Genomic DNA, 22,497 nt, shown 5'->3' on the forward strand with positions numbered 1-22,497 from the left:
GTGGACAGTCAAGCACTGCACCCGATCGCAACCGCACATATACCAGGTTACATGCCCGGTCCCGATGGCAGCGATCCGCTTTTCATCGGCGTCGCCGTCGTGACCATCGGACTGATCGTGTTCATCGGGGCGATGTATTTCACGCTGCACTCTCTGCCCGAGCGGATGGCGCATCACGGCAATCACACGCAATTCCAGGTCATCGGCATCCTCGCCCTGATCGCACTGTTCACGCATAACAACATCTTCTGGGTCGCGGCGCTGTTGATCGCGGCATTCCGGATGCCCGATTTCCTGACCCCGTTGCAGTCGATGGCGTCATCGCTCAGCGGCATCCTCAACCGGATACCGGGCGGGGCCGCGGCCGCGCCGGAACAGGCGGAGCCGCAGCCCGAGGCAGAGGAGGGTCAGCGCGATGTTTGAGCTTCTGATCTGTTCGCTTGTCACCATCCTGCCCGATTATCTCTATCGCCGCTATCGCCAGGGCAAGCGCTGGGGGCATGAGATCACCTTCTTCTCGATGTGGTACGAGTTGCGGCATGGCATAACGCTCTGTGCGGTTCTGACCATTTCCCTGATCACGCTGGTGTTTTTCTATCATCCGTCGGCCACCTCCGTGCAGTCTTTCTTTCGCACGGTGACGATCCTGCCCGAAACCGGCGGGCGTGTGTCCGAGGTGCATGTCGAGAACAACCAGTTCGTCGAGGCAGGCACGCTGCTGTTCCGGCTGGACGATGCCAGCCAGCAGGCAGCGGTTGAAACGGCCGGGCGCAAGGTCGAAGAGGTCGAGGCCTCCAAGGTAGTGGCGCAGGCCGATCTTGCCGCCGCCATGGGCTCGGTCGCGCGGGCCGAGGCATCGTTGCAGCAGGCCAATGACGATCTGGCACGCGAGCAGGAACTGCTGGATCGCGGATCGAGCGCTGCGCGGGAAAAAGAGGTCGAGCGTTTCACCAATCTGGTGGATATCCGCGAGGGTGAACTTTCTGCGGCCCGGGCGCAGCAACAGGCGGTCGAGGAAAACATTCGCGTGCTGATCCCGGCGCAGCTGGCCAGCGCAAATGCCGCGCTGGAACAGGCAGAGGCCGAGCTTGCCAAGACATCCGTCTATGCGGGCGTCTCGGGGACGATCGAACAGTTCACGCTGCAAGTGGGCGATTACATCAATCCGATCCTGCGCCCCGCCGGAATTCTGGTGCCCAGGGAATTCATCGACCGCCACCGCTATGTCGCCGGGTTCCCGCAGATCAGCGCCAGCGTGATCAAGCCGGGCATGTATGCGGAAATGGCCTGTCTGGCAAAACCCTTCACGGTCATTCCGATGGTCATTGTCGGGATTCAGGATGTGGTGCCGTCGGGCCAGCTGCGGCCAAGCGATCAACTGGTCGATCCGCAGGATTATCCGCGCCCGGGAACCGTGACCGTATTCATGGAGCCGATCTATGAGGGCCAGGCCGACGGCATACCCGCAGGTTCGACCTGCATGGCCAACGCCTATACCAACAACCACGACATCCTGCACCACGAGGATCTGAGCACCGGGCGCTGGGCATACCTGCATGTGGTCGACACGGTGGGTCTGGTCCACGCGATCCTGCTGCGTATCCAGGTGCTGCTTCTGCCCGTCAAGACGCTGGTGCTGAGCGGGCATTGAAAAAGGCCCGCCGGGTATCGGCGGGCCTTGGTTTTGCGGTCGCTTGGAACGTTACTGCGGAATGTCGCCTTCGATGCCTTCGACATAGAAGTTCATGCCGGCCAGCGTGCCGTCATCGGCGGTCTCGCCCTCGGCCAGCCAGTCGGAGCCGTCCTGCTTCTTCAGCGGGCCGGTGAACGGGTGGTAGGAGCCGTCGGCGATCGAGTCCTTCAGCGCCAGCGCCGAGGCCTTGACTTCGGCCGGAACCGCGTCCGTGATCTCACCGATGCCAACCATGCCTGCGCCGATGCCGTCCCAGGTGTTCACGGTTTCCCAGCTGCCGTCCATCACCGCCTTGGTGCGCGCGATATAGTAGGGCGCCCAGTTGTCGATGATCGAGGAGACACGCGGTTTGGGAGCGTATTCGCTCATGTCCGAGGCCTGGCCAAAGGTGATCACGTTGCCCGCGGCCTGCGCTGCGGCCTGCGGTGCGGTCGAATCGGTGTGCTGCAGGATCACGTCGGCGCCCTGTTCGATCAGCACCTTGGCGGCGTCGGCCTCTTTCGCCGGGTCGAACCAGGTATAGGCCCAGACGATCTTGAACTCGACATCCGGGTTCACCTTCTTGGCGTGGATATAGGCCGAGTTGATGCCCCGGATCACTTCGGGGATCGGGTAGGAGCCGATATAGCCGACGATGTTCGATTGCGTCATGTTGCCCGCAATATGGCCCTGCACCGCGCGGCCTTCATAGAAGCGGGCGGAATAGACCGACACGTTCGGCGCGGTCTTGTACCCGGTGGCGTGTTCGAATTTCACGTTCGGGAATTTCTTGGCCACGTTGATTGTCGGGTCCATGTAGCCGAACGAGGTGGTGAAGATCAGGTCGGCCCCTTCCAGTGCCATCTGGGTCATCACCCGCTCGGCGTCCGGGCCTTCGGGTACCGATTCGACAAATACCGTTTCGACCTTGTCGCCGAACTCGGCTTCGACGGCCTGGCGGCCCTTGTCGTGCTCATAGGTCCAGCCGCCGTCGCCCACCGGGCCGACATAGACGAAACCGACCTTGGTCTTGTCCTGCGCAACGGCGCCGGTCGCCAGACCGATCGCCACTGCGGCTGTTGCCAGAAGTGAAGTGATTTTCATGTGGTTACTCCCCAAGTTGGTTCAGTTGGCCACTCTTAATGAGTGGCGTGGAAGGACCGGCCAAGCGAGGCAGGCGCGCTGCTCTTGTCGGCCGAAAGGATCACAAGCACAAGGATCGTGATGAGATAGGGCGACATTGCCAGATACTCGACCGGGATGGCAACGCCCGCCGCCTGCAGGTTCAGCTGCACCACGGTCACGCCGCCAAACAGATAGGCCCCCAGCAGCACGCGCCACGGTTTCCAGCTGGCAAAGACCACCAGCGCCAGTGCGATCCAGCCGACGCCCGCCGTCATGCCCTCGGTCCACTGCGGCACGCGGATGAGGCTGATATAGGCCCCGCCAAGCCCTGCGCAGGCGCCGCCGAACATGATTGCCAGAATGCGGATCTTGATCACCTTGTAACCCAGCGCATGGGCGGCATCGTGGTTTTCGCCCACCGCGCGCAGGATCAGGCCGACGCGGGTGTATTTCAGCACGTACCAGACCGCCGCGATCAACGCGATGCCGAGATAGAGGATAAGGTCGTGGCTGAACAGAATCGGGCCCACGACCGGCAGATCGCTGAGGACGGGAATGTCCAGCCGCCCCATCTGCGGCGGTTTGATGCCGACATAGGATTGCCCCATCAGCGCGCTCAGGCCCAGACCGAACAGGGTCAGCGCCAGACCGCTGGCCACCTGGTTGGCCAGCGCGATCTGGGTCAGGATCACGAACAGCAGCGACAGGATCGCGCCGCCGATGGCCGCCGCGACAAAGCCCAGCCAGGGCGAGCCGGTTTCGACCGAGATGGCAAAGCCGCAGATCGCGCCGACGATCATCATGCCTTCGACGCCAAGGTTCAGAACCCCCGCTTTTTCCACCACCAGTTCGCCAATGGCGGCCAGCAGCAGCGGGGTGGCGGCGACCATCAGCGAGGCCACCAGCAGGACGGGATTGATTGCAGACAGGTCCATGGATCAGGCCACCTCTTTGCGGGCCGCGCGAACGCGGTAGTTGGTCAGAAGATCAAGCGCCAGCAGGAAGAACAACAGCATCCCCTGGAACACCTGGATCGCGGCAGCTGGCAGGCCCAGGCTGCCCTGGGCGATCTCGCCGCCGATATAGGTCAGCGCCATCAGGCCCCCGGCCAGCAGGATGCCCACCGGATGCAGGCGGCCCAGAAAGGCCACGATTATCGCGGTAAAGCCATAGCCGACGTTGAAGTCGATCGAGATCTGCCCCGATGGGCCGGCCACCTCGAACAGTCCGGCAAGCCCAGCCAGCGCCCCCGACATTCCAAGGCAGAACAGGATCAGCCGCGCCGGGTTGACACCCGCGAATTTCGCGGCGCGCGGCGCTTCGCCGGTCAGCCGGATGTGGAACCCGGTCATGTGACGGTTCAGCAGCACATAGGCAAAGATCACCGCGACAAAGGCCGCGACCACACCCCAGTGCATGCCCGATCCGGCAAAGATCTCGGCGTTATGCGCGCTGGCATAGGATTGCAGGTTGCGCGAGCCGGGAAAGCCGAACCCTTCGGGGTTCTTCAACAGACCCAGCGAGACCGAGGCCAGCATCTGTTCGGCCACATAGACCAGCATCAGCGAGACGAGGATCTCGTTGGTGCCGAAACGCACCTTCAGAAAGGCCGGGATCATCGCCCAGAGCCAGCCGCCGAATGCGCCGGCGATCACCATGATCGGAAAGATGTAAAAGGCCTCCATCGGGTAAAAGGCCAGCCCCGCACCGGCGCCGAAAATGGCGCCCATGATGTATTGGCCTTCGGCCCCGATGTTCCAGATGCCGGCGCGAAATCCCAGCGAAAGGCCGATGGCGATCAGCACCAGCGGCGCACCCTTCACCAGCAGTTGCGGGCGATAGAAGAACGCGAACTCGCCAAACAGCGGATCCCAGAAAATGGTCTTGATCGCCTCGACCGGGTTTTTGCCCAACGCGGCGAACAGCAGCCCGCCGAACACCATTGTCGCCAGCACCGCAACCAGCGGCGTCGCCATCGACCAGGCCTGTGACGGCTGCGGCCGTTTCTCCAGCACGATCATCTGCTCATCCCCCCATTGATTTCATCTTTTTGAAAAAACGCCCGCCAGCGGCGGCTGAACCTCTCAGACATGGGCCACCTCCATGCCATGGGCGCCGCCCATCATCAGGCCGATTTCGTCCACCGTCAGGCCCGCGGTGGTGCGCGGCGCGCTCAGGCGGCCCTCGTTCAGGGCGGCAAAGCTGTCCGATATTTCCATCAGCTCATCCAGGTCCTGACTGATGCAGACCACCGCGGCCCCCTTGGCCGCCAGATCCAGGATCGCCTGCCGGATCGCCGCCGCGGCGGCGGCATCGACGCCCCAGGTCGGCTGGTTGACCACCAGCACCTCGGGGTTTTGCAGCACTTCGCGGCCAATCACGAATTTCTGCAGGTTTCCGCCCGACAGCGACCGGGCCGCGTTGTCAGGCCCCGGAGTGCGCACGTCGAACTCCTTGATGATCTTCTCGGCAAAGCTCTGGGTTTCCGCCCATTTCAGAAAACCGTTGCTTTCCAGCCCTTCGCGCACAGATCCGGTGAGCAGGGCATTCTCTGTCAGGCTCATGTTGGGCGCCGCCGCATGGCCAAGACGCTCTTCAGGCGCCGTCAGCAGACCCAGCTTGCGCCTTGCGGTCGGCCCCAGCCTGCCGATCGGCTGACCGGCCATTTTCACCGCATCGGCGGCCGTCAGGATTTCGCCCGACAGAACGGCAAGCAATTCGTCCTGCCCGTTGCCGGCAACCCCGCCGATACCCAGAACCTCGCCCTTGTGCACCGTCATGTGCAGGTTTTTCAGTGCGGTTCCGAATTCGGTGGGCGAGGGCACGCTCAGCCCGCTGATATCCAGCGCCACCTCGCCGAACTCGCGCCCGGACCGTTCCGGCGTCTGCAGGGCCGTGCCGACCATCATTTCCGCCATGTCGCGGGCCGAGGTATCCTTTGGCACGCATTCGCCCACATTCTTGCCCAGCCGCAGAATGGTGGCGTGGTCACACAGCGTGCGGATCTCTTCCAGCTTGTGCGAGATATAGAGGATCGAGGTGCCCTCCGAGCGCAGCTTTTGCAGCGTCTCGAACAGGATATCGACCTCCTGTGGAGTCAGCACCGACGTGGGTTCGTCCATGATCAGCAGCTTGGGGTCCTGCAACAGGCACCGGATGATCTCGACCCGCTGGCGTTCGCCCGCCGACAAGTCACCAACCGTCCGGTACGGGTCCAGCGGCAGGCCATAGGTTTCCGACACCTCGCGGATACGCGAGGCCAGATCGCTCATCTGCGGCGGGTTCTCCATCCCCAGCGCGATGTTTTCCGCCACATTCAGCGCATCGAACAGCGAGAAATGCTGGAATACCATCGCGATCCCGTCGGCGCGCGCCGCGCGCGGTTCGGGCGGGGCATAGGTCTGCCCGCGCAACAGCATGGTGCCGCTGTCGGGCTTCACCAGCCCATAGATCATTTTCACCAGCGTGGATTTCCCCGCGCCGTTTTCCCCCAGCAGCGCGTGCACCTCGCCCTCGCCGATATCGAACGAGACGTTGTCGTTGGCCACGACGCCGGGATAGGCCTTGGTCAGCCCCTGCAATCTCAAAAGTGGTGTGGTCACGCGCTCAGATCCTTCTTCAAGTCGTTCTGCATTGCGGGGCGCAGCATTCGTGCCGCCACACCCACCGCGATCATCTGCGGATGTTTGCCCAAGGCGGGATCGCCAATCGGGCAGGTGATCCGGCCGATCCGCTCGGGCGCATGGCCCAGCGCGGCAAGCCGCGATCTGAACCGCGCCCACTTGGTAGCCGAACCAATCAGCCCGGCAAAGCGGAAATCGTGCAAAAGCAAACGGTTGCACAGCTCCAGGTCCAGATTGTGCGAATAAGTCAACACCAGATGCTCGGCGTCGCGCGGTGCATGGCGCACCAGCTCCGCCGGCTTGGCCACTGGTACCGCCGTCACCCCTGCGGGGATCGCTTCGGGAAACCGCTCCGGCCCGGTATCGACCCAGGTGATTGCCAGATCGGGCAGCGGCGACAATACGTCGACCAGCGCCCGGCCCACATGGCCCGCACCCCAGATCCACAGCTTGCGCGCGCGTTGGTGCACCGGCTCGATCATCCAGCCGTCGACCAGTTGCGGTTCGGGCCGAAGGCCCTGACCGCGTGCCTTTGCCAGCACGCGCTTGACCGCCAGCGGCATGGCGCTGCCACCGGGCGTTCGCGCGATCACCGTCTCCTCCAGCCGGTCCACCGCCGCCAGGTCATAAACCTCGCTCAGCAGGGTGACCGCACCGCCGCAGCATTGCCCGAGGTCTGGGCCCAGCGCATGCTGGCTCAGCCTTGCGGGGCTTTGCTGCCCGCGCGCCGCTTCTGCCGCCTGAAACTCCAGCGTTCCGCCGCCGATGGTGCCCGACTGGCCACCGTCCCAGACCAGCATCGCGGCCCCCACCTCGCGGGGCGATGATCCCCGGATGGCGGCAATGACCACCCGCACCACGCGCCCGTGGATCTTGACCGCCTCCCTCAAAGCCTCCCGATCAAATCCCATCGCGTACCCTCCTGATGCCGCGCCAGATCTCTTCCGCCGTGGCGGGCGCGTCCAGCGCCGGGTAAGCCTTGCCGCAGGCCGCCACCGCGTTCGACAGCGCCAGCCAGGCCGAGATGCCCAGCATGAAGGGCGGTTCGCCCACCGCTTTCGAGCGATAGATCGTGTCCTCGCGGTTTTGTCCGTCCCAAAGCGACACGTTGAAAATGTCGGGCCGGTCCGAACAGGCCGGGATCTTGTAGGTCGAGGGCGCATGCGTGGTCAGCCGCCCCTTGCCGTCCCAGACCAGTTCTTCGGTGGTCAGCCAGCCCGCGCCCTGCACGTAACCGCCTTCGACCTGTCCCTTGTCCAGCGCCGGGTTCAGCGAGGCACCCGCATCATGCAGGATATCGGTGCGCAGAATGCGGTTTTCACCGGTCAGCGTGTCCACCGCCACTTCGGTAATGGCCGCGCCATAGGCGAAGTAATAGAATGGCCGCCCATGGCCCTTGATCCGGTCCCATTCGATCTTGGGGGTCTTGTAGAACCCGGTCGCCGACAGGCTGATCCGGCCCTGATAGGCCAGCGCCGCCGCCTCGGCAAAGGTATAGCGCGCCTCGCCCACCTCGACATGGCCATCGCCAAAGCGCACCGATTGCGGATCGGCCTGATGCCGCTCGGCCAGGAAATCGGCCATCCGGTCGCGGATCGTGTCACAGGCCGCCTTGACCGCCATGCCATTCAGGTCGCTGCCCGACGAGGCCGCCGTTGCCGAAGTATTCGGCACCTTGGCGGTGTCGGTCGCGGTGATCTTGATCGCCTCCAGCGGAATGCCGAACCGGCTGGCCGCCACCTGCGCCACCTTCTGGAACAGGCCCTGTCCCATCTCGGTGCCGCCATGGTTCAGATGCACCGAGCCGTCCTGATAGACATGCACCAGCGCGCCGGCCTGATTCAGGTGCGTCAGCGTGAACGAAATCCCGAATTTAACCGGCGAAAAGGCGATGCCTTTCTTGACCACCCGGTTTTCGGCGTTCCATTTCTCCACCGCCGCCTTGCGCGCGGCATAATCCGACGAGACCAGCAGCGCCTCCGTCATTTCATGCAGCTCGAAATCCTCGACCTCCATCCCGTATGGCGTGGTGTTCTTCATCTTTTCCGAAATGCTCCGGGAGCCAGCGCCCCCCTGCGACGGCGCGGCATAGTAATTCCGCCGCCGCAGCTCGACCGGGTCGATCCCCAGCGCGTGTGCGGCGTGGTCCATCACCCGCTCGATCGCGACCATTCCCTGTGGCCCGCCAAACCCGCGATAGGCGGTGGCGGACTGGGTGTTGGTCTTCAGCCGGTGGCTTTCGATCCGCGCATTCGGCAGCAGATAGGCATTGTCCGAATGCAGCATCGCCCGGTCGGCAACCGGCAGCGACAGGTCCTGCGCCCAGCCACAGATCGCGTATTGCAGGAACGAGACCCCCTGTATGTGACCTTCTGCGTCAAAGCCCGCCCGATACGAAATACGAAAGGCGTGGCGCTTGCCGGTGATGACCATGTCGTCATCACGGTCATAGCGCATCTTGCAGGCGCGGCCGGTGGCGCGCGCCGCGATGGCGCAGGCCACGGCCAGCGCGTTGCCCTGGCTTTCCTTGCCGCCGAAACCGCCGCCCATGCGGCGGGTCTCGACGCGCACGCCATGCATCGGCACGCCCAGGGCCTCGGCCACCTTGTGCTGAATCTCGGTCGGGTGCTGGGTCGAACTGTGCACCAGCATGTCACCGCCCTCGTTCGGCACCGCCAGCGCGGCCTGACCTTCCAGATAGAAATGCTCCTGTCCGCCCATCTCGAACGTGTCTTCGATGACATGGGCCGCGGTGGCGATGGCGGCCTCGGCATCGCCCTTGGCATAGATGCGCGGCCCTTCTTCGAAGCGGCTGTCGGCGGCCAGTGCCTCTTCGACGGTCAGAATCGGGGTGTCCTCGGCATATTCCACCTTGCCCAGCCGCACCGCCTTGCGTGCCGCCAGATGGCTGGTGGCCACCACCAGAAACACCGGCTGGCCGACATAGTTCACGCTGCCGTCCGACAGCAGCGGCTCGTCATGGATCGAGGGCGAGACATCGTTGGCAAAGGGCAGGTCATCCGCCGTCATCACCAGAACAACGCCTGCGGCCGCACGCACCGCCGACAGGTCCATCGACGTGATGCTGCCCTTGGCAATCGGGCTTTGGCCAAAGGCCAGATGCAGCGTGCCTTTGGGCGTCGGGATGTCATCGACATACCGCGCGGTGCCCGCCACATGCAGGGGCGCCGCGTCATGGGGAAGCGGTTTGGTCACGCTCATGCCGTCACCTCCAATACGTTGGTCACTTCGCCCTGATCCTCGGCGAAATAGCGCTCCAGCATCGCGCGCGCGGTTTCCAGCCGGTATTCGGCCGAGGCGCGCATGTCCGTAAGCGGTGTGAAATCGTCGTCAAAGGCGGGCAGGGCGTCCCTGACGGTCGTTTCCGTCCACGGCTTGCCGGTCAGTGCCGCCTCGACGGCGCTGGCGCGTTTCGGGATGCCCGCCATGCCGCCAAAGGCGATGCGCGCGCCGGTTACCACGCCGTCCGAGACGGTGATGTTGAAACAGCCGCACACGGCCGAGATATCCTGATCGAACCGCTTGCTCAGCTTGTAGCATTTCAGCCGGTCCGCCTGACGGGCAAAACTGATGGCCTCGACAAACTCGCCTTTGGCCCGGTCCTGCTTGCCATAGTCGATAAAGAACTCTTCCAGCGGCAGGTCGCGGCGGGTATCGCCCTTGCGCAGATGCAGCGTGGCCCCCAGCGCGATCAGCGCCGGTGGGTTGTCACCGATGGGCGAGCCATTGGCGATATTGCCGCCCACGGTGGCGGCATGGCGCACCTGCACGCTGGCATAGCGGCGGATCATCTCGGCATAAGACGGATGCAGCCCGGCAATCGCCGCGCCCATCCGGTTCATGTCCACCATCGCGCCAAAACGCACCTGCGTATCGGTGATCTCGATTCGTTTCAGGTCGTCGCAGCCCGCCAGAAAGATCACCGGGTCCAGATCGCGCAACTGCTTGGTCACCCACAGGCCCACATCGGTCGCGCCTGCGACCAGAACCGCGTCAGGGTTGGCGGCATAGACCTCGGCCAGTTCGTCCGATGACCGGGGCATCATCGGCGAGGTGGCCTTGGTCGCAACCGGTTTGTCCTTGACCCAGACCGGCACCGGCTGGGCCTCGATCGCTTCCGCGGCGCGGATGATCGGGGCATAGCCGGTGCAGCGGCACAGGTTTCCGGCCAGCTGGGTGTCGTGATCGGTGGCGCCCTCGGCGTGGCTGGCGACCATCGACATCACGAAGCCGGGCGTGCAGAACCCGCATTGCGAGCCGTGATGCTCGACCATGGCCGCCTGCGCCGGGTGCATCTGGCCATCCGGGCCGCAGGCCCCCTCGACCGTGCGCACCGCCTTGCCGTGCAGCTGCGGCAGAAACAGGATGCACGAGTTCAGCGCCTTGGCGCCATCCTCGTCCGTGACCATGACGGTGCAGGCGCCGCAATCGCCTTCGTTGCAGCCCTCCTTGGTGCCGGTCAGCCCGCGTTCCTCGCGCAGCCAGTCCAGCAGAGTTGCGGTTGGCGAAATATCCGCCAACTCCACAGTCTCTCCGTTCAGAAGAAACGTGATCTTCATGAGTGAAACCCGTCGCCTTACCCCGTTGGCCCCAGTTGCCCTCCTTCGATGCGACGTAGAAAGAGGTGCGGGCTTATCGTCTTGTCTCAGGTTAGAAACAGCAGGTGCGATCTGGCAAGAAAAACCAATCGTCGGGACAGGCGACGCACAGGGCCAGCGTCATTTTGTCCTGCCGATTTTTGACATAAGTCAATGAATGTAGAAGAAATTCCTGCAGAATGCCCTGCTCGGCCTCGAAACACCTTCTGGATTTTCCGAATAATCAGGTTTCGTTTTTTGGGCATCGGGTGGTAGTCAGCCGATTGTCTGCGCCCGAGTCAAATCAGCGAAAACAGGCGCTGCACGCCGATGCAGATTGCCAAAACCCCCACCGCAATCGTCAGCGGGCGTTTGGGCGCCACGGCTGCCAGGCGTCCACCGACTAAAGCGGCAGGAACGCCCCCGGCCACCAGCCCGGCAACCGGGAAAAGCACGTCTTGCAGGTCGCGTCCTCCGCCCCATTGGCCCAGCTTGAACGTGGTCATCAGAACCGCAAATACGGTGATGCTGACCGTCAGCTCGGCCACCGCAGACGATCCGATGGCCCGCCGAGGTTCATGCCCCGAACCGATCAGCGCGCTTGTCACGACCGGTCCCCAGCTGCCGCCAATTCCTTCGATCAGCCCGCCGGTCGCTCCGACTGCCGTGACCCGCCCTGACGCCAGAAATCCTGGCGACCGGCCCGAAAGGCCCCGCCACAGGATCAGACTGCCAATCAGCAACAGGTATGACGAGATGAAGATCGTCAGCACCGGCCGTTTCAACTCGCCCAGGATCAGCGCCCCGACAATGCCACCCAGAATGCCGGCCACAGCCAGCCGGACAACCAGTTTGCGATCGATGTTTCCGTTCAGCGTGTGCGACACGCTCGACGCGACACCTGTCGGAATCTTGGCCGCGTTCACGCTCGCCGAAACCAGCGGCGGCGGTACGCCCTGCGCCAGCAGAACCGATGATGAGATGATACCGAAACCCATGCCCAGAGCGCTGTCGGCAAGCTGTGCAAAAAAGCCCACAAATGCGAAAGTCAGGAACAGGTCCACCGCGACTCGCTGGAAAAGAGCCAAATCTCCGAATCGTTATTCCTGCGCGCAGGAAACTGCAATTTGCATTTTGAAGCTCAGGCGCGACTTGAGTGATGGAAGCCGTGACCATGATCGCCTATCGTGACGCCATGAGCAGCACCCCCCGATTCATCCATCTTCGCGTTCACACCGAATATTCCCTTCTGGAAGGGGCAATGCGGCTGAAAAAGCTGCCCGGCCTGTGCGAAAAGATGGACATGCCCGCCGTCGCGGTGACCGATACCAACAGCATGTTTTCGGCGCTGGAGTTCTCCGTCGCCGCCAGCGGCGCGGGCATTCAGCCGATCATCGGCTGTCAGGTGGATCTGACCTATGTGCAGGCGCAGCCGGGCGAAAAGCCGAAATCCCCCGCGCCAGTGGTGCTGCTGGCCCAGTCAGAGGCCGGGTATGAAAACCTGATGAAGCTCAGCTCCTGCCTTTATGTGGACAACGGCGGGCAACTGCCGCAGGTCACCCTGGATGAGCTGGAACGCCACGCGGACGGGCTGATCTGCCTGACCGGCGGGCCGGGCGGCCCGGTTGGGCGGCTGTTGCAACAGGGCCAGCGCCCGGCCGCCGAGGCGCTGGTGGACAGGCTGGCCGCGATGTACCCCGACCGGCTCTATGTCGAGCTGCAACGCCATCCGGGCGAAGACGGACAGCCCGAGGCGGAACGCCTGACCGAACGCGGCCATGTCGAAATGGCCTATTCCAGAAACCTGCCGCTGGTTGCCACCAACGACGTCTTTTTTCCGACCCCCGACATGTACGAGGCGCATGACGCGCTGATCTGTATCGCCGAGGGGGCCTATGTCGACCAGCAGGAAGGCCGCCGCCGCCTGACCGCGCAGCACTATTTCAAATCGCAACAGGAAATGATCACCCTGTTTGCCGATTTGCCCGAGGCGGTCGAGAACACCGTCGAAATCGCGAAACGCTGCGCCTTCATGGCCTATCGCCGCGACCCGATTCTGCCCAAATTCGCAGATGACGAGGTGCAGGAACTGCGGCGTCAGGCCAACGAGGGCCTGCAACAGCGCCTCGCGGTCATTCCCCATGCTGTTACGCCCGAGGAATATCAGGAACGGCTGGATTTCGAACTGGGCATCATCGAGGGCATGGGCTTTCCCGGTTATTTCCTGATCGTTGCCGATTTCATCAAATGGGCCAAGGATCATGACATTCCCGTCGGCCCCGGCCGGGGCTCGGGCGCGGGTTCGCTGGTGGCCTATGCGCTGACCATCACCGACCTCGATCCGCTGCGCTATTCGCTCCTGTTCGAACGCTTCCTGAACCCCGAGCGGGTCAGCATGCCGGACTTCGACATCGACTTCTGCATGGACCGCCGCGAAGAGGTAATCCGCTACGTGCAGGGCAAATACGGGCGCGACAAGGTGGGCCAGATCATCACCTTTGGTGCGTTGCTGTCCAAGGCCGCCGTGCGCGACATCGGGCGGGTGCTGCAGATGCCTTATGGCCAGGTGGACCGGCTGTCCAAGATGATCCCGGTCGAAGGCGTCAAGCCCGTTTCGATCGAAAAGGCGCTGAAAGACGAACCGCGGCTGCGCGAAGAGGCCCGCAACGAAGAGGTGGTGGAGCGCCTGCTCAATTACGGCCAGCAGGTCGAGGGGCTGTTGCGCAACGCCTCGACCCACGCCGCCGGTGTGGTGATCGGCGACCGGCCATTGGACGCGCTGGTGCCACTCTATCAGGACCCGCGCTCGGACATGCCCGCGACCCAGTTCAACATGAAATGGGTGGAACAGGCCGGTCTGGTGAAATTCGACTTTCTGGGTCTCAAGACGCTCACCGTGATCCAGAACGCCGTTGACCTGATCCGAAAGTCGGGCCGCGACCTGCACGTGGCCGCCGACGGCACGCAGCTTTACGACCCGCCCGAAGGCGCGGTGAACGAGATCAACGCCATCCCGCTGGATGACGAGGCGACCTACAAGCTCTATTCGGCGGCAAAGACGGTTGCGGTGTTTCAGGTGGAAAGCTCGGGCATGATGGATGCGCTCAAGCGCATGAAACCCACCTGTATCGAGGATATCGTGGCCCTCGTGGCGCTCTATCGCCCCGGCCCGATGGAGAACATCCCCACCTATTGCGAAGTCAAGAACGGCTTGCGCGAGATCACATCCGTCCACCCCCTGATCGACCACATCCTCGAAGAAACCCAGGGCATCATCGTCTATCAGGAACAGGTGATGCAGATCGCACAGGTGATGGCGGGCTATTCGCTCGGCGGCGCCGACCTGCTGCGCCGCGCCATGGGCAAGAAGATCAAAGAGGCGATGGACGCCGAACGCCCGAAATTCGAAAAGGGCGCGGCAGAAAACGGGGTCGACAAGAAAAAGGCCTCCGAGGTTTTCGACCTGCTGGAAAAATTCGCCAACTACGGCTTCAACAAGTCTCACGCCGCCGCCTATGCGGTGGTCAGCTACCAGACCGGCTGGCTCAAGGCCAATCACCCGGTCGAGTTCATGGCCGGTGTCATGAACTGCGACATCCACCTGACCGACAAGCTGGGCGTCTATTTCGAAGAGGTCCGCAAGGGGCTGGGCCTGCCTTATGTGCCGCCCTGCGTGAACCGGTCGCTGGCAACATTCGACGTGGTGAATGGCGAACTGGTCTATGCGCTGGGCGCGCTCAAGAACGTGGGCGTCGAGGCGATGAACCTTGTGGTACAGGGGCGGGGCGACAAGCCTTTTGTCAACCTCTTCGACGTCGCCCGCCGGGTCGATCTGAAAAAGGTCGGCAAGCGGCCCTTGGAAATGCTCGCCCGCGCCGGGGCCTTTGACCAGCTCGACCCCAACCGCCGCCGCGTCTTCGACAGTCTCGAGGCGCTGGTGCAATACTCGGCCGCGATTCACGAGCAGAAGAACTCGAACCAGGTGTCGCTGTTTGGCGAGGCCGGCGACGACCTGCCCGAACCGCGCCTCAGCCAGACCCCCGACTGGCTGCCCGCCGAGCGGCTGAGCGAGGAATTCAAGGCCATCGGCTTCTACCTTTCCGGACACCCGCTGGACGATTACATGCCGTCGCTCAAGCGCAAGCAGGTGATGACGCTGGACGAGGTGACGGAAAAGGCCCGTTCCGGCCCGCTGATCGCCAAGATGGCCGGTGTCGTGGCCGGTCGGCAGGAGCGCAAATCCGCCCGCGGCAACCGTTTTGCCTTTGCCCAGCTTTCCGACCCCACAGGTGCCTACGAGGTCACGCTGTTCTCGGAAACGCTGGAGAAAAGCCGCGAGTTTCTGGAAACCGGCGCCCATGTGGTGCTGACCGCCGAAGCGACGATGGAGGCGGACCAGCTGAAACTTCTGGGCCGCTCCGTCGGCCCCATCGACGCCGCCGTGGCCGAGGCCGGTGCAACCGGCCTGCGCATCTTCGTGGACGAGGTTCAGGCCCTGCCCGTCGTCGCCCGGGTGTTGGAAGATGCGGCATCAGCGGCGCGCGGGGCCTCAAAGGGGCCGATCCAGCTCTGCCTGCTGGCCCCCGGCCTGCCCGGCGATGTCGAGATGGATCTGGGTCAGGATTTCCCGATCACCCCCCAGATCAAGGGCGCGATCAAATCGCTTGAAGGGGTCATCGACGTCGAGGAACTCTAGCCATCCCACCCCTTTGTGGAAATCCGGTTTGGACAGGGACATCTGTTCAAGCTACCATGGACAAAGAAGGATTTTCGTAGGGGAGGACGGGATGACCGATCTCAGACATTACAGAACCCTGTGCGCGGCCCTTGCCGCCGCACTGTTCCTCGCGCTGCCACACATGGCCGAGGCCGACAAGAAAACGGACAACGCGGTCAAGGGCGCGCTGATTGGTGCCGGTGTCGGCGCTCTGGTCGGTGACAGCAAGGGCGCTGCCGCCGGCGCCGTGGTCGGGGCCATCATCGGCGCCAACAAGGATTGACGAGTTACACGGGCCAAACCACCGGTTCCGAGTTCAGGAGGTTGCCTGCCATGCACGGGAAATGGATTTTCAACGGGGCTGCACTATTGACGATCACCGCCACGCCCCTTCTGGCCGATGCCGAAGCCGAACAGATGGTAGAGGACGCGATGCCGGTCATGTATCACACCTGCGCCAGCGTCATCGAAGAGGCGGACGGCGATGACGAATACGTCGTCGAGGTGGTCCGGAAAATGGCCGCGCTGTCACTTTATAACCGCGAGGTGAATATCGAGGACCACGCCGCCACGGACGCCGAAAAGGCGGCTCTTCGCCAGACCTTCATCGACGCTTTGCGGGCAGGGTGCGAAGGCGATCAAGACGCCCTTCTCGCCGGTGTGGTCGATGACGCGGTGAAATCCTCGTTGGGCCTGTGATCCGGTAATGCCCTGAATTTTCTGGCGTACGGCCCGAGAAATCTCGATTGCGCACAGACAGGTCTCAATCTGGACAACATCCTGAGCGATAGGCAGCTTTGAGGCTGACTACTTATGGGTGCAAAGCATGTTTCGATTGATTTACAGGCAACGTCGCCGGTTGCTGTTTGGGACGTTCTTTCTGATGACCACCGGAGTCATTCAATTCTCAAACGAGTATCCGGGTCAATTTGATGAAATGGCGTCTGTCAGTGGCCCGGCGATAGCGTGGCTGGCAATGGGGTTGACCTTGCTTATAGCAAGCGGGGCCGTTTTTGCAGGGCTTGCACTCTTCATCCTGATATTCCGCCGCATGCGCATGATGGTCGAAATCGTGCCATTTTGGCTTGTTTTCAATGAAACGTTCAATCCGGCGCAATCGATGGTGGATCTTTTTGAACTGCCTGCGGCGATGACCGGGATTATCAGCCTCGTGATATTGCTGACCTTCATTTCCGTCACCTACGGGGTCGTGCTGGATCGATTTCGCTTTGGTCTGGATTGGAAATCCAAACGGCGCGTGCGCGTAAACCGCCCTGTCGAGGAAGTTTGGAGTGCATTTGCAATAGCTGATCATGGAGCTGAGCCAAATTGGAATCCTGTCCTGTACGAGGCCAGACCCGTTCCCGATGACCCGAATAGTTTCGACGTTTATTACACGATGGGTCCGTCCATATTTCAGCACCAGCGGCAGACCGTTCTGAACAGCGAAGCGCCACGGCACTATCGCTATCGATTTTCCGGAAACATCAGCGCGAAAAACCATCGACTGACCGATGGAGAGTTCGACGTGACGCTTGAACCCGATGGCAAGGGTGGAACCTGCGTCACGGCCTTCCAGCACAACAAGGCCATGCTGCCGCGCAATGCCCTGGAACTTTGGTTTGACGATCAGCTTGGGGACGCCCTCGACGGGTTTGCCGCTCGATTACGCGGCAAGCGCGACTGGTCAATGACTGGTTTGTGGCAACGCAAGGTTCTCAGCCTGTCATAGGGGCTGAGTTCCTTGCTTAGTAATGCGGCGGGCGTTCGTCGCCCAGAACGATCCCGCCCGATCCTTCCTGCTCGCGCGCGGCCTCGCGCTGCATCAGCATCTCGACACGGCGGGTCAGCCGGTCGATCTCGGCCTGTTGGCGCGCGACCACGGCGCTCAGGTCATCGACGCTGCGCGTCAGGTGCGCGATCTGTTCCTCGAGATGCTGCATCGGCTGGCCCCCTGATTGTGCTGCCCCCGCTCATACAGGCGCGACGTCACACTTGCCAGCCCCGCCACCCAACGCAAGGCTGAAAAGCAGGAGGGGACCGCCATGACCATTCTGACAGACATCACCGGGCCGATCACCACCATCGCCCTCAACCGCCCCGAGGCGCGCAACGCGGTCGATCCCGCCACGGCGCGGGCGCTTTACGCTGCGTTTCTCGCCTTCGAGGCGGACGAGACGCAACAAGTCGCCATTCTGACCGCCACGGGCGGCTATTTCTGCGCGGGCTTCGATCTCAAGGCGGCCGGATCGGGGCAGGCAGATGGCTGGATTTCCTCGCTGGACATTCCCGCCGGCTGGACCGACCCGATCCATGACCCGCGCCCCGGCCCGATGGGGCCGTCGCGGTTGATGCTCTCGAAACCGGTCATCGCCGCCATCGAAGGCCCGGCGGTGGCGGGCGGCATGGAACTGGCCGCGTGGTGCGATCTGCGGGTGATGGCCACGGGCGCGGTGACCGGCGTGTTCTGCCGCCGATGGGGCGTGCCGCTGATCGACGGCGGCGCCGTCAGGCTGCCCGCGATTCTGGGGCAGGGGCGGGCCAACGACCTGATCCTCACCGGACGCCCCGTCGACGACGCCGAGGCTTTGGCCCTGGGCTTTGCCAACCGGACCTGCCCCAAGGGCGAGGCTCTGGCGGTGGCGCAGGATCTGGCCCGCGATCTCGCCCGCTTTCCGCAGGCCTGTCTGCGCGCCGATCACCTGTCGGCCCGGATGCCGCCCGCCGATCTGGCCGCCGCCCTGCGCCGCGAATGGCGCTCGGCCGCCGCATTCACAGCCGAGGGGCGCGCGGGCGCGGCGCGGTTTGCCTCGGGCAGGGGGCGGTCTGGGGATTTCCGCGAAATCTGACGGAACGGCCAGGGGAATGACCCGACATGCGGGCCTGCGGCAGCGCATTGCCTTGCCCCTGCGTGGACCATCGGCTAGACCGCGCGCGAAACAGGAATATCCGCAAGGACGCCCCACATGGCCAAGCCCAAGAAACAGCCCCGCCCCAAGGCCGTGACGCCGAAAGGGTTCCGCGACTATTTCGGCTCGGAAGTCACGCAGCGCGCCGAGATGCTGCGAACCATCGCAGGCGTCTATCATCGGTACGGCTTTGACGCGCTGGAAAGCAGCGCGGTGGAAACCGTCGAGGCGCTGGGCAAGTTCCTGCCCGACGTGGATCGCCCGAACGAAGGCGTCTTTGCATGGCAGGAGTTTGACGAGGGCGGAAATGGCGACTGGATGGCCCTGCGCTATGACCTGACCGCGCCTCTGGCCCGCGTCTATGCCCAGCACCGCAACGACCTGCCGACGCCTTATCGCCGCTATGCGATGGGTCCGGTCTGGCGGAATGAGAAGCCGGGACCGGGGCGGTATCGTCAATTCTATCAATGCGATGCCGATACGGTCGGCACCGCCTCGATGGCCGCCGACGCCGAGATCTGCGCCATGCTGGCCGACACGCTGGAAGAGGTTGGAATTCCCCGTGGGGATTACCTGATCCGGGTGAATAACCGAAAGGTATTGAATGGTGTGCTGGAGGCGATGGGACTTGGCGATGATCAAGCTGCCCGTGACAATGTCCTCCGCACTATCGACAAGTTCGACAAGGTAGGTGAACAGGGTGTACGCGAGTTGCTGACCAAGGGTCGTCTGGACGCGTCGGGCGCGTTTATCGACGGTGTCGGCCTTAGCGATTATCAGGCCGAGCCGGTTATCGCCTTCCTGACGTCGAAAGCCGCAGACACCGCCGGAACACTGGCCAACCTTCGCATTGCGGTGGGTGACAGCAAGATCGGGGCGGATGGGATTGCTGAACTGGAACAGATCGCTGACCTCCTTGCCGCCCAGGGCTACGGCCCCGACCGCATCGTCATCGACCCCTCCGTCGTCCGTGGCCTCGGCTATTACACCGGCCCGGTCTACGAGGCCGAGCTGACCTTCGAAATCTTCGACGAGAAAGGCCGCAAGCGGCAGTTCGGCTCGGTCGCGGGGGGCGGGCGCTATGACGATCTGGTCAAGCGCTTCACCGGACAGGAAGTGCCTGCGACCGGCGTGTCCATCGGTGTTGACCGGCTGCTGGCGGCCCTGCGCGAAAAGGGCCGGATGCAGGCCGTTGAACATGGCCCCGTCGTGGTGACGGTGATGGATCGCGACCGCATGGCCGACTATCAGGCGATGGTGGCCGAGCTGCGCAACGCCGGCATCCGGGCCGAGGTCTATCTGGGCAACCCCAAGAACTTCGGCAATCAGCTCAAATACGCGGACAAGCGCAACTCTCCGGTCGCGGTGATCGAAGGCGGCGACGAAAAGGCCAAGGGCATCGTGCAGATCAAGGACCTGATCCTTGGCGCCAAGATCGCCGAAAGCGCCACGCTGGAGGAATGGAAAGAACGCCCCAGCCAGTTCGAGGTCCCGCGCGCCGACCTGGTCGCCAAGGTGCGTGAAATCCTCGACGGGCAGGGCTGACGATGCCGAACCGGTCCCAGATACAGGCCCGCGCCGCGATGATGCGCGTGCGTTTCGAGGCCGCCGGCGCGCAGGTGGTCGACCCGCCGCTGCTGCAACCGGCGGATTTGCTGCTTGACCTTTACGGCGAGGATATCCGCGCCCGCGCCTATGTCACCTCAGACGCGCTGCGGGGCGAACAGATGCTGCGCCCCGATTTCACCGTGCCGGTGGTGCAGATGCATATGAACGACGGCGCCGAACCGGCCCGCTACACCTATTCGGGCGAGGTGTTCCGCCGTCAGGAACTCGACCCCGACCGCGCCAATGAATACGTGCAGGTGGGCTATGAGGTGTTCGACCGCGAGGACCCGGCGGCAGCCGATGCCGAGGTGTTCTCGCTCTTTGCCCTGCAACTGCGCGGGCTGCCCCTGCGGGCGGCCACCGGCGATATCGGCATCCTGATCGCCGCCGTTCAGGGGCTGAACACGACCGAACGGCGCAAGGCCGCGCTGATGCGCCACCTGTGGCGGCCCCGGCGGTTCCGGGCGCTGATCGACCGCTTTTCCGGACGGGCAGCGGAACCGGCAAGCCGTACGGCGCTGCTGGCCTCGGCCAATCCGATGGCCTGCGACGCTCCGGCCATCGGCAAGCGCGGCGCGGCCGAGATCGCCGAGCGGATCGAGGCGCTGCGCGCGGACAAGGCGGCGGGTCCGATCTCGGATCATGAGATCGCCGGTCTGGAAACTCTGATGGCGGTGCGCGAAACCATGCCCTTTGCGCTGGAGCGCCTGCGTGACGTGGCGGTGGACCTGCCGCAGATCACCCCGGCGCTCGACCGGCTCGAAGCGCGGATCAAGGCCCTTGCGGCGCGCGGCGTCGATGTCGACCGGCTGGATTTCGAGGCCTCCTATGGCCGGACCTCGATGGAGTATTACGACGGTTTCGTCTTTGGCTTCTATGCCGAGGGCCGTCCCGACCTGCCGCCCGTCGCAACCGGCGGGCGCTATGACGCGCTGACGCGGCATCTGGGCAATGGCAAGGAAATCCCCGCCATCGGCGGCGTGCTGCGCCCCGACCTGATGCTCGAGATCGAGGAGGCCGCGGCATGAGCGTGAAACTGGGTGTCCCCTCCAAGGGCCGGCTCATGGACAAGACCTTTGCATGGTTCGAAAAGCGGGGCGTCTCGCTCAGCCGGGCCGGGGCCGACCGCGAATATGCCGGTCGCGTCGATGGCATCGACGGGGTGTCTCTGGTGCTGCTGTCCGCCGGGGAAATTCCCCGCGAACTGGCGGCGGGACGCATACACATGGGCGTCACCGGAACCGACCTGATCCACGAAAAGCTGCCCCGCTGGGAACAGCAGCTTGAACACGTGGCCGCGCTCGGATTTGGTCAGGCCGATCTGGTGGTCGCGGTTCCGGCCTGCTGGGTCGATGTGGATACGCTCGATGATCTGGACGCGGCGGCCTCGGCCTTTCGCCGCTCGCACGGCCACCGCCTGCGCATCGCCACCAAGTATCACCGTCTGGTGCGCGAGTTCCTGAACGGGGCCGGCGTCGCCGATTACACGCTGGTCGACAGCCAGGGCGCGACCGAAGGCACCGTCAAGAACGAAACCGCCGAGGCGATAGCCGATATCACCTCCAGCGGCGAGACGCTGCGCGCCAACCATCTCAAGATCCTGGCGGACGGTCTGGTTCTCAAATCGCAGGCCACGCTGTGGCGCAGCCGCGTTGCGCATTGCGAAGGCCAGGACAAAAAGACCCTGACCGCCCTGATCGACAAGCTGCGCTGACGGGCGTCTGCCCTACAGCACGCCAATCTCGGCCAGCGCCCGGTTCAACTCGTCCGGCAGCGCATCGTCCTGCACCCGCCCTCTGGGCAGGTCGGGCGGCGTGTCCTCGGGCTTTAGGTAACGCCAGCCCTGAAACGGGCGTTTCTGCGCGCTCTGGGTGCGATGCAGGTCCGGTTCCAGCACGATGGCGCAGCGGCGGATGCCGTCCTGCCCCATCACCTCGTCCAGCCGCAGGATGCGCTGGCGGCACTGCACCAGACCCTTGATCACCCAATAGATCGAACCGCCGTTCAATATCTCGGTCTCGCGCTTGGGCCACATGCGGGTGACATGGCGCGGCAACCCGTCCTCGGTCTGCGCTGCGCGCGTGCGCTGCCACTCGTCCAGCGTGTCAACGCTTTCCGAGCCGACCGAAAGCTTGATCAGGTTGATGTACTTATCCACAACTTCCCCACAGAGTCGTCCCAAGGCCCGACTTCATATTGTAGCCCGGCAACAGAATTCATCAACCTATTGTGACGAGCCTCACAA

At 63.6% G+C, this 22,497-nt stretch carries 20 protein-coding genes; 10 read left to right on the forward strand and 10 right to left on the reverse strand.

From position 1 onward, the window contains the following. Together AC2FMY_RS04150 and AC2FMY_RS04155 are read left to right on the forward strand one after the other, a co-directional pair. The gene (locus AC2FMY_RS04150; protein ID WP_496748163.1) at positions 1–423 is read left to right on the forward strand and encodes a hypothetical protein; all 423 of its coding nucleotides are present in this window, start codon (positions 1–3) and stop codon (positions 421–423) included. Beyond that, entirely contained in the window at positions 416–1,651 is a 1,236-nt protein-coding gene (locus tag AC2FMY_RS04155) for an HlyD family secretion protein (protein WP_496748161.1), read from the forward strand. The genes AC2FMY_RS04150 and AC2FMY_RS04155 overlap by 8 nt, the downstream gene beginning before the upstream one ends. 51 nt (positions 1,652–1,702) lie before the next feature. On the opposite strand, the gene AC2FMY_RS04160 is transcribed toward AC2FMY_RS04155, so the two are convergent. The 8 genes from AC2FMY_RS04160 to AC2FMY_RS04195 all read right to left on the reverse strand — a co-directional run bounded on the left by AC2FMY_RS04160 (position 1,703) and on the right by AC2FMY_RS04195 (position 12,106). Beyond that, complete coding sequence (locus AC2FMY_RS04160) at positions 1,703–2,776, reverse strand: BMP family ABC transporter substrate-binding protein (protein WP_480747798.1); 1,074 nt, start codon at positions 2,774–2,776, stop codon at positions 1,703–1,705. 35 nt (positions 2,777–2,811) lie between these two features. Next, positions 2,812–3,732: an ABC transporter permease gene (locus AC2FMY_RS04165; protein WP_480747797.1), complete on the reverse strand. Its 921-nt coding sequence runs from the start codon at positions 3,730–3,732 to the stop codon at positions 2,812–2,814. Between the two features lie 3 nt (positions 3,733–3,735). Further along, a complete protein-coding gene (locus AC2FMY_RS04170; RefSeq protein WP_496748158.1) occupies positions 3,736–4,818 on the reverse strand; it encodes an ABC transporter permease in 1,083 nt (360 codons plus the stop codon). A gap of 63 nt (positions 4,819–4,881) precedes the next feature. After that, positions 4,882–6,399 (reverse strand): ABC transporter ATP-binding protein, encoded by a 1,518-nt coding sequence (locus AC2FMY_RS04175; protein ID WP_480747795.1) that lies wholly within the window; start codon positions 6,397–6,399, stop codon positions 4,882–4,884. Continuing rightward, positions 6,396–7,331, reverse strand: a complete 936-nt coding sequence (xdhC, locus tag AC2FMY_RS04180) for a xanthine dehydrogenase accessory protein XdhC (protein WP_496807022.1) — start codon at positions 7,329–7,331, stop codon at positions 6,396–6,398. Before xdhC ends, AC2FMY_RS04175 begins: the two co-directional genes overlap by 4 nt. Then, entirely contained in the window at positions 7,321–9,642 is a 2,322-nt protein-coding gene (gene xdhB / locus AC2FMY_RS04185; RefSeq protein ID WP_496807023.1) for a xanthine dehydrogenase molybdopterin binding subunit, read from the reverse strand. Before xdhB ends, xdhC begins: the two co-directional genes overlap by 11 nt. After that, a complete protein-coding gene (gene xdhA, locus AC2FMY_RS04190; protein ID WP_496807024.1) occupies positions 9,639–11,000 on the reverse strand; it encodes a xanthine dehydrogenase small subunit in 1,362 nt (453 codons plus the stop codon). The genes xdhB and xdhA overlap by 4 nt, the downstream gene beginning before the upstream one ends. A gap of 317 nt (positions 11,001–11,317) precedes the next feature. Beyond that, on the reverse strand, positions 11,318–12,106 hold the full coding sequence (locus tag AC2FMY_RS04195) for a sulfite exporter TauE/SafE family protein (RefSeq protein WP_496807025.1): 789 nt from the start codon (positions 12,104–12,106) through the stop codon (positions 11,318–11,320). 107 nt (positions 12,107–12,213) lie between these two features. Here AC2FMY_RS04195 and dnaE point away from each other — a divergent pair, with 107 nt between their 5' ends. From dnaE to AC2FMY_RS04215, 4 genes are all read left to right on the forward strand, one after another. After that, positions 12,214–15,714, forward strand: a complete 3,501-nt coding sequence (gene dnaE, locus AC2FMY_RS04200; RefSeq protein WP_496748169.1) for a DNA polymerase III subunit alpha — start codon at positions 12,214–12,216, stop codon at positions 15,712–15,714. A 91-nt stretch (positions 15,715–15,805) separates the two neighbouring features. Beyond that, the gene (locus AC2FMY_RS04205) at positions 15,806–16,018 is read left to right on the forward strand and encodes a YMGG-like glycine zipper-containing protein (protein ID WP_480747790.1); all 213 of its coding nucleotides are present in this window, start codon (positions 15,806–15,808) and stop codon (positions 16,016–16,018) included. Between the two features lie 50 nt (positions 16,019–16,068). Then, positions 16,069–16,434, forward strand: coding sequence for a hypothetical protein (locus AC2FMY_RS04210; RefSeq protein WP_480747789.1), 366 nt, complete (start codon positions 16,069–16,071; stop codon positions 16,432–16,434). 127 nt (positions 16,435–16,561) lie between these two features. Then, entirely contained in the window at positions 16,562–17,467 is a 906-nt protein-coding gene (locus tag AC2FMY_RS04215; RefSeq protein WP_496807026.1) for an SRPBCC family protein, read from the forward strand. A gap of 16 nt (positions 17,468–17,483) precedes the next feature. On the opposite strand, the gene AC2FMY_RS04220 is transcribed toward AC2FMY_RS04215, so the two are convergent. Further along, the gene (locus AC2FMY_RS04220; RefSeq protein ID WP_480747787.1) at positions 17,484–17,678 is read right to left on the reverse strand and encodes a SlyX family protein; all 195 of its coding nucleotides are present in this window, start codon (positions 17,676–17,678) and stop codon (positions 17,484–17,486) included. Between the two features lie 102 nt (positions 17,679–17,780). On the opposite strand from AC2FMY_RS04220, the gene AC2FMY_RS04225 reads away from it, so the two are divergent. The 4 genes from AC2FMY_RS04225 to hisG all read left to right on the forward strand — a co-directional run bounded on the left by AC2FMY_RS04225 (position 17,781) and on the right by hisG (position 21,966). Beyond that, positions 17,781–18,584 (forward strand): crotonase/enoyl-CoA hydratase family protein, encoded by an 804-nt coding sequence (locus tag AC2FMY_RS04225; RefSeq protein WP_496807027.1) that lies wholly within the window; start codon positions 17,781–17,783, stop codon positions 18,582–18,584. 117 nt (positions 18,585–18,701) lie between these two features. Then, on the forward strand, positions 18,702–20,189 hold the full coding sequence (gene hisS / locus AC2FMY_RS04230) for a histidine--tRNA ligase (protein WP_496807028.1): 1,488 nt from the start codon (positions 18,702–18,704) through the stop codon (positions 20,187–20,189). Positions 20,190–20,191: 2 nt separating this feature from the next. Next, positions 20,192–21,280: an ATP phosphoribosyltransferase regulatory subunit gene (locus AC2FMY_RS04235; protein WP_496744830.1), complete on the forward strand. Its 1,089-nt coding sequence runs from the start codon at positions 20,192–20,194 to the stop codon at positions 21,278–21,280. Beyond that, complete coding sequence (hisG, locus tag AC2FMY_RS04240; protein ID WP_480747783.1) at positions 21,277–21,966, forward strand: ATP phosphoribosyltransferase; 690 nt, start codon at positions 21,277–21,279, stop codon at positions 21,964–21,966. Before AC2FMY_RS04235 ends, hisG begins: the two co-directional genes overlap by 4 nt. A 12-nt stretch (positions 21,967–21,978) precedes the next feature. Here hisG and AC2FMY_RS04245 read toward each other — a convergent pair whose 3' ends face one another. Continuing rightward, positions 21,979–22,410, reverse strand: a complete 432-nt coding sequence (locus AC2FMY_RS04245; RefSeq protein ID WP_480747782.1) for a DUF1489 family protein — start codon at positions 22,408–22,410, stop codon at positions 21,979–21,981. Between the last annotated feature and the right edge of the window lie 87 nt (positions 22,411–22,497).

Source organism: Ruegeria sp. YKSE079 (assembly GCF_059612845.1).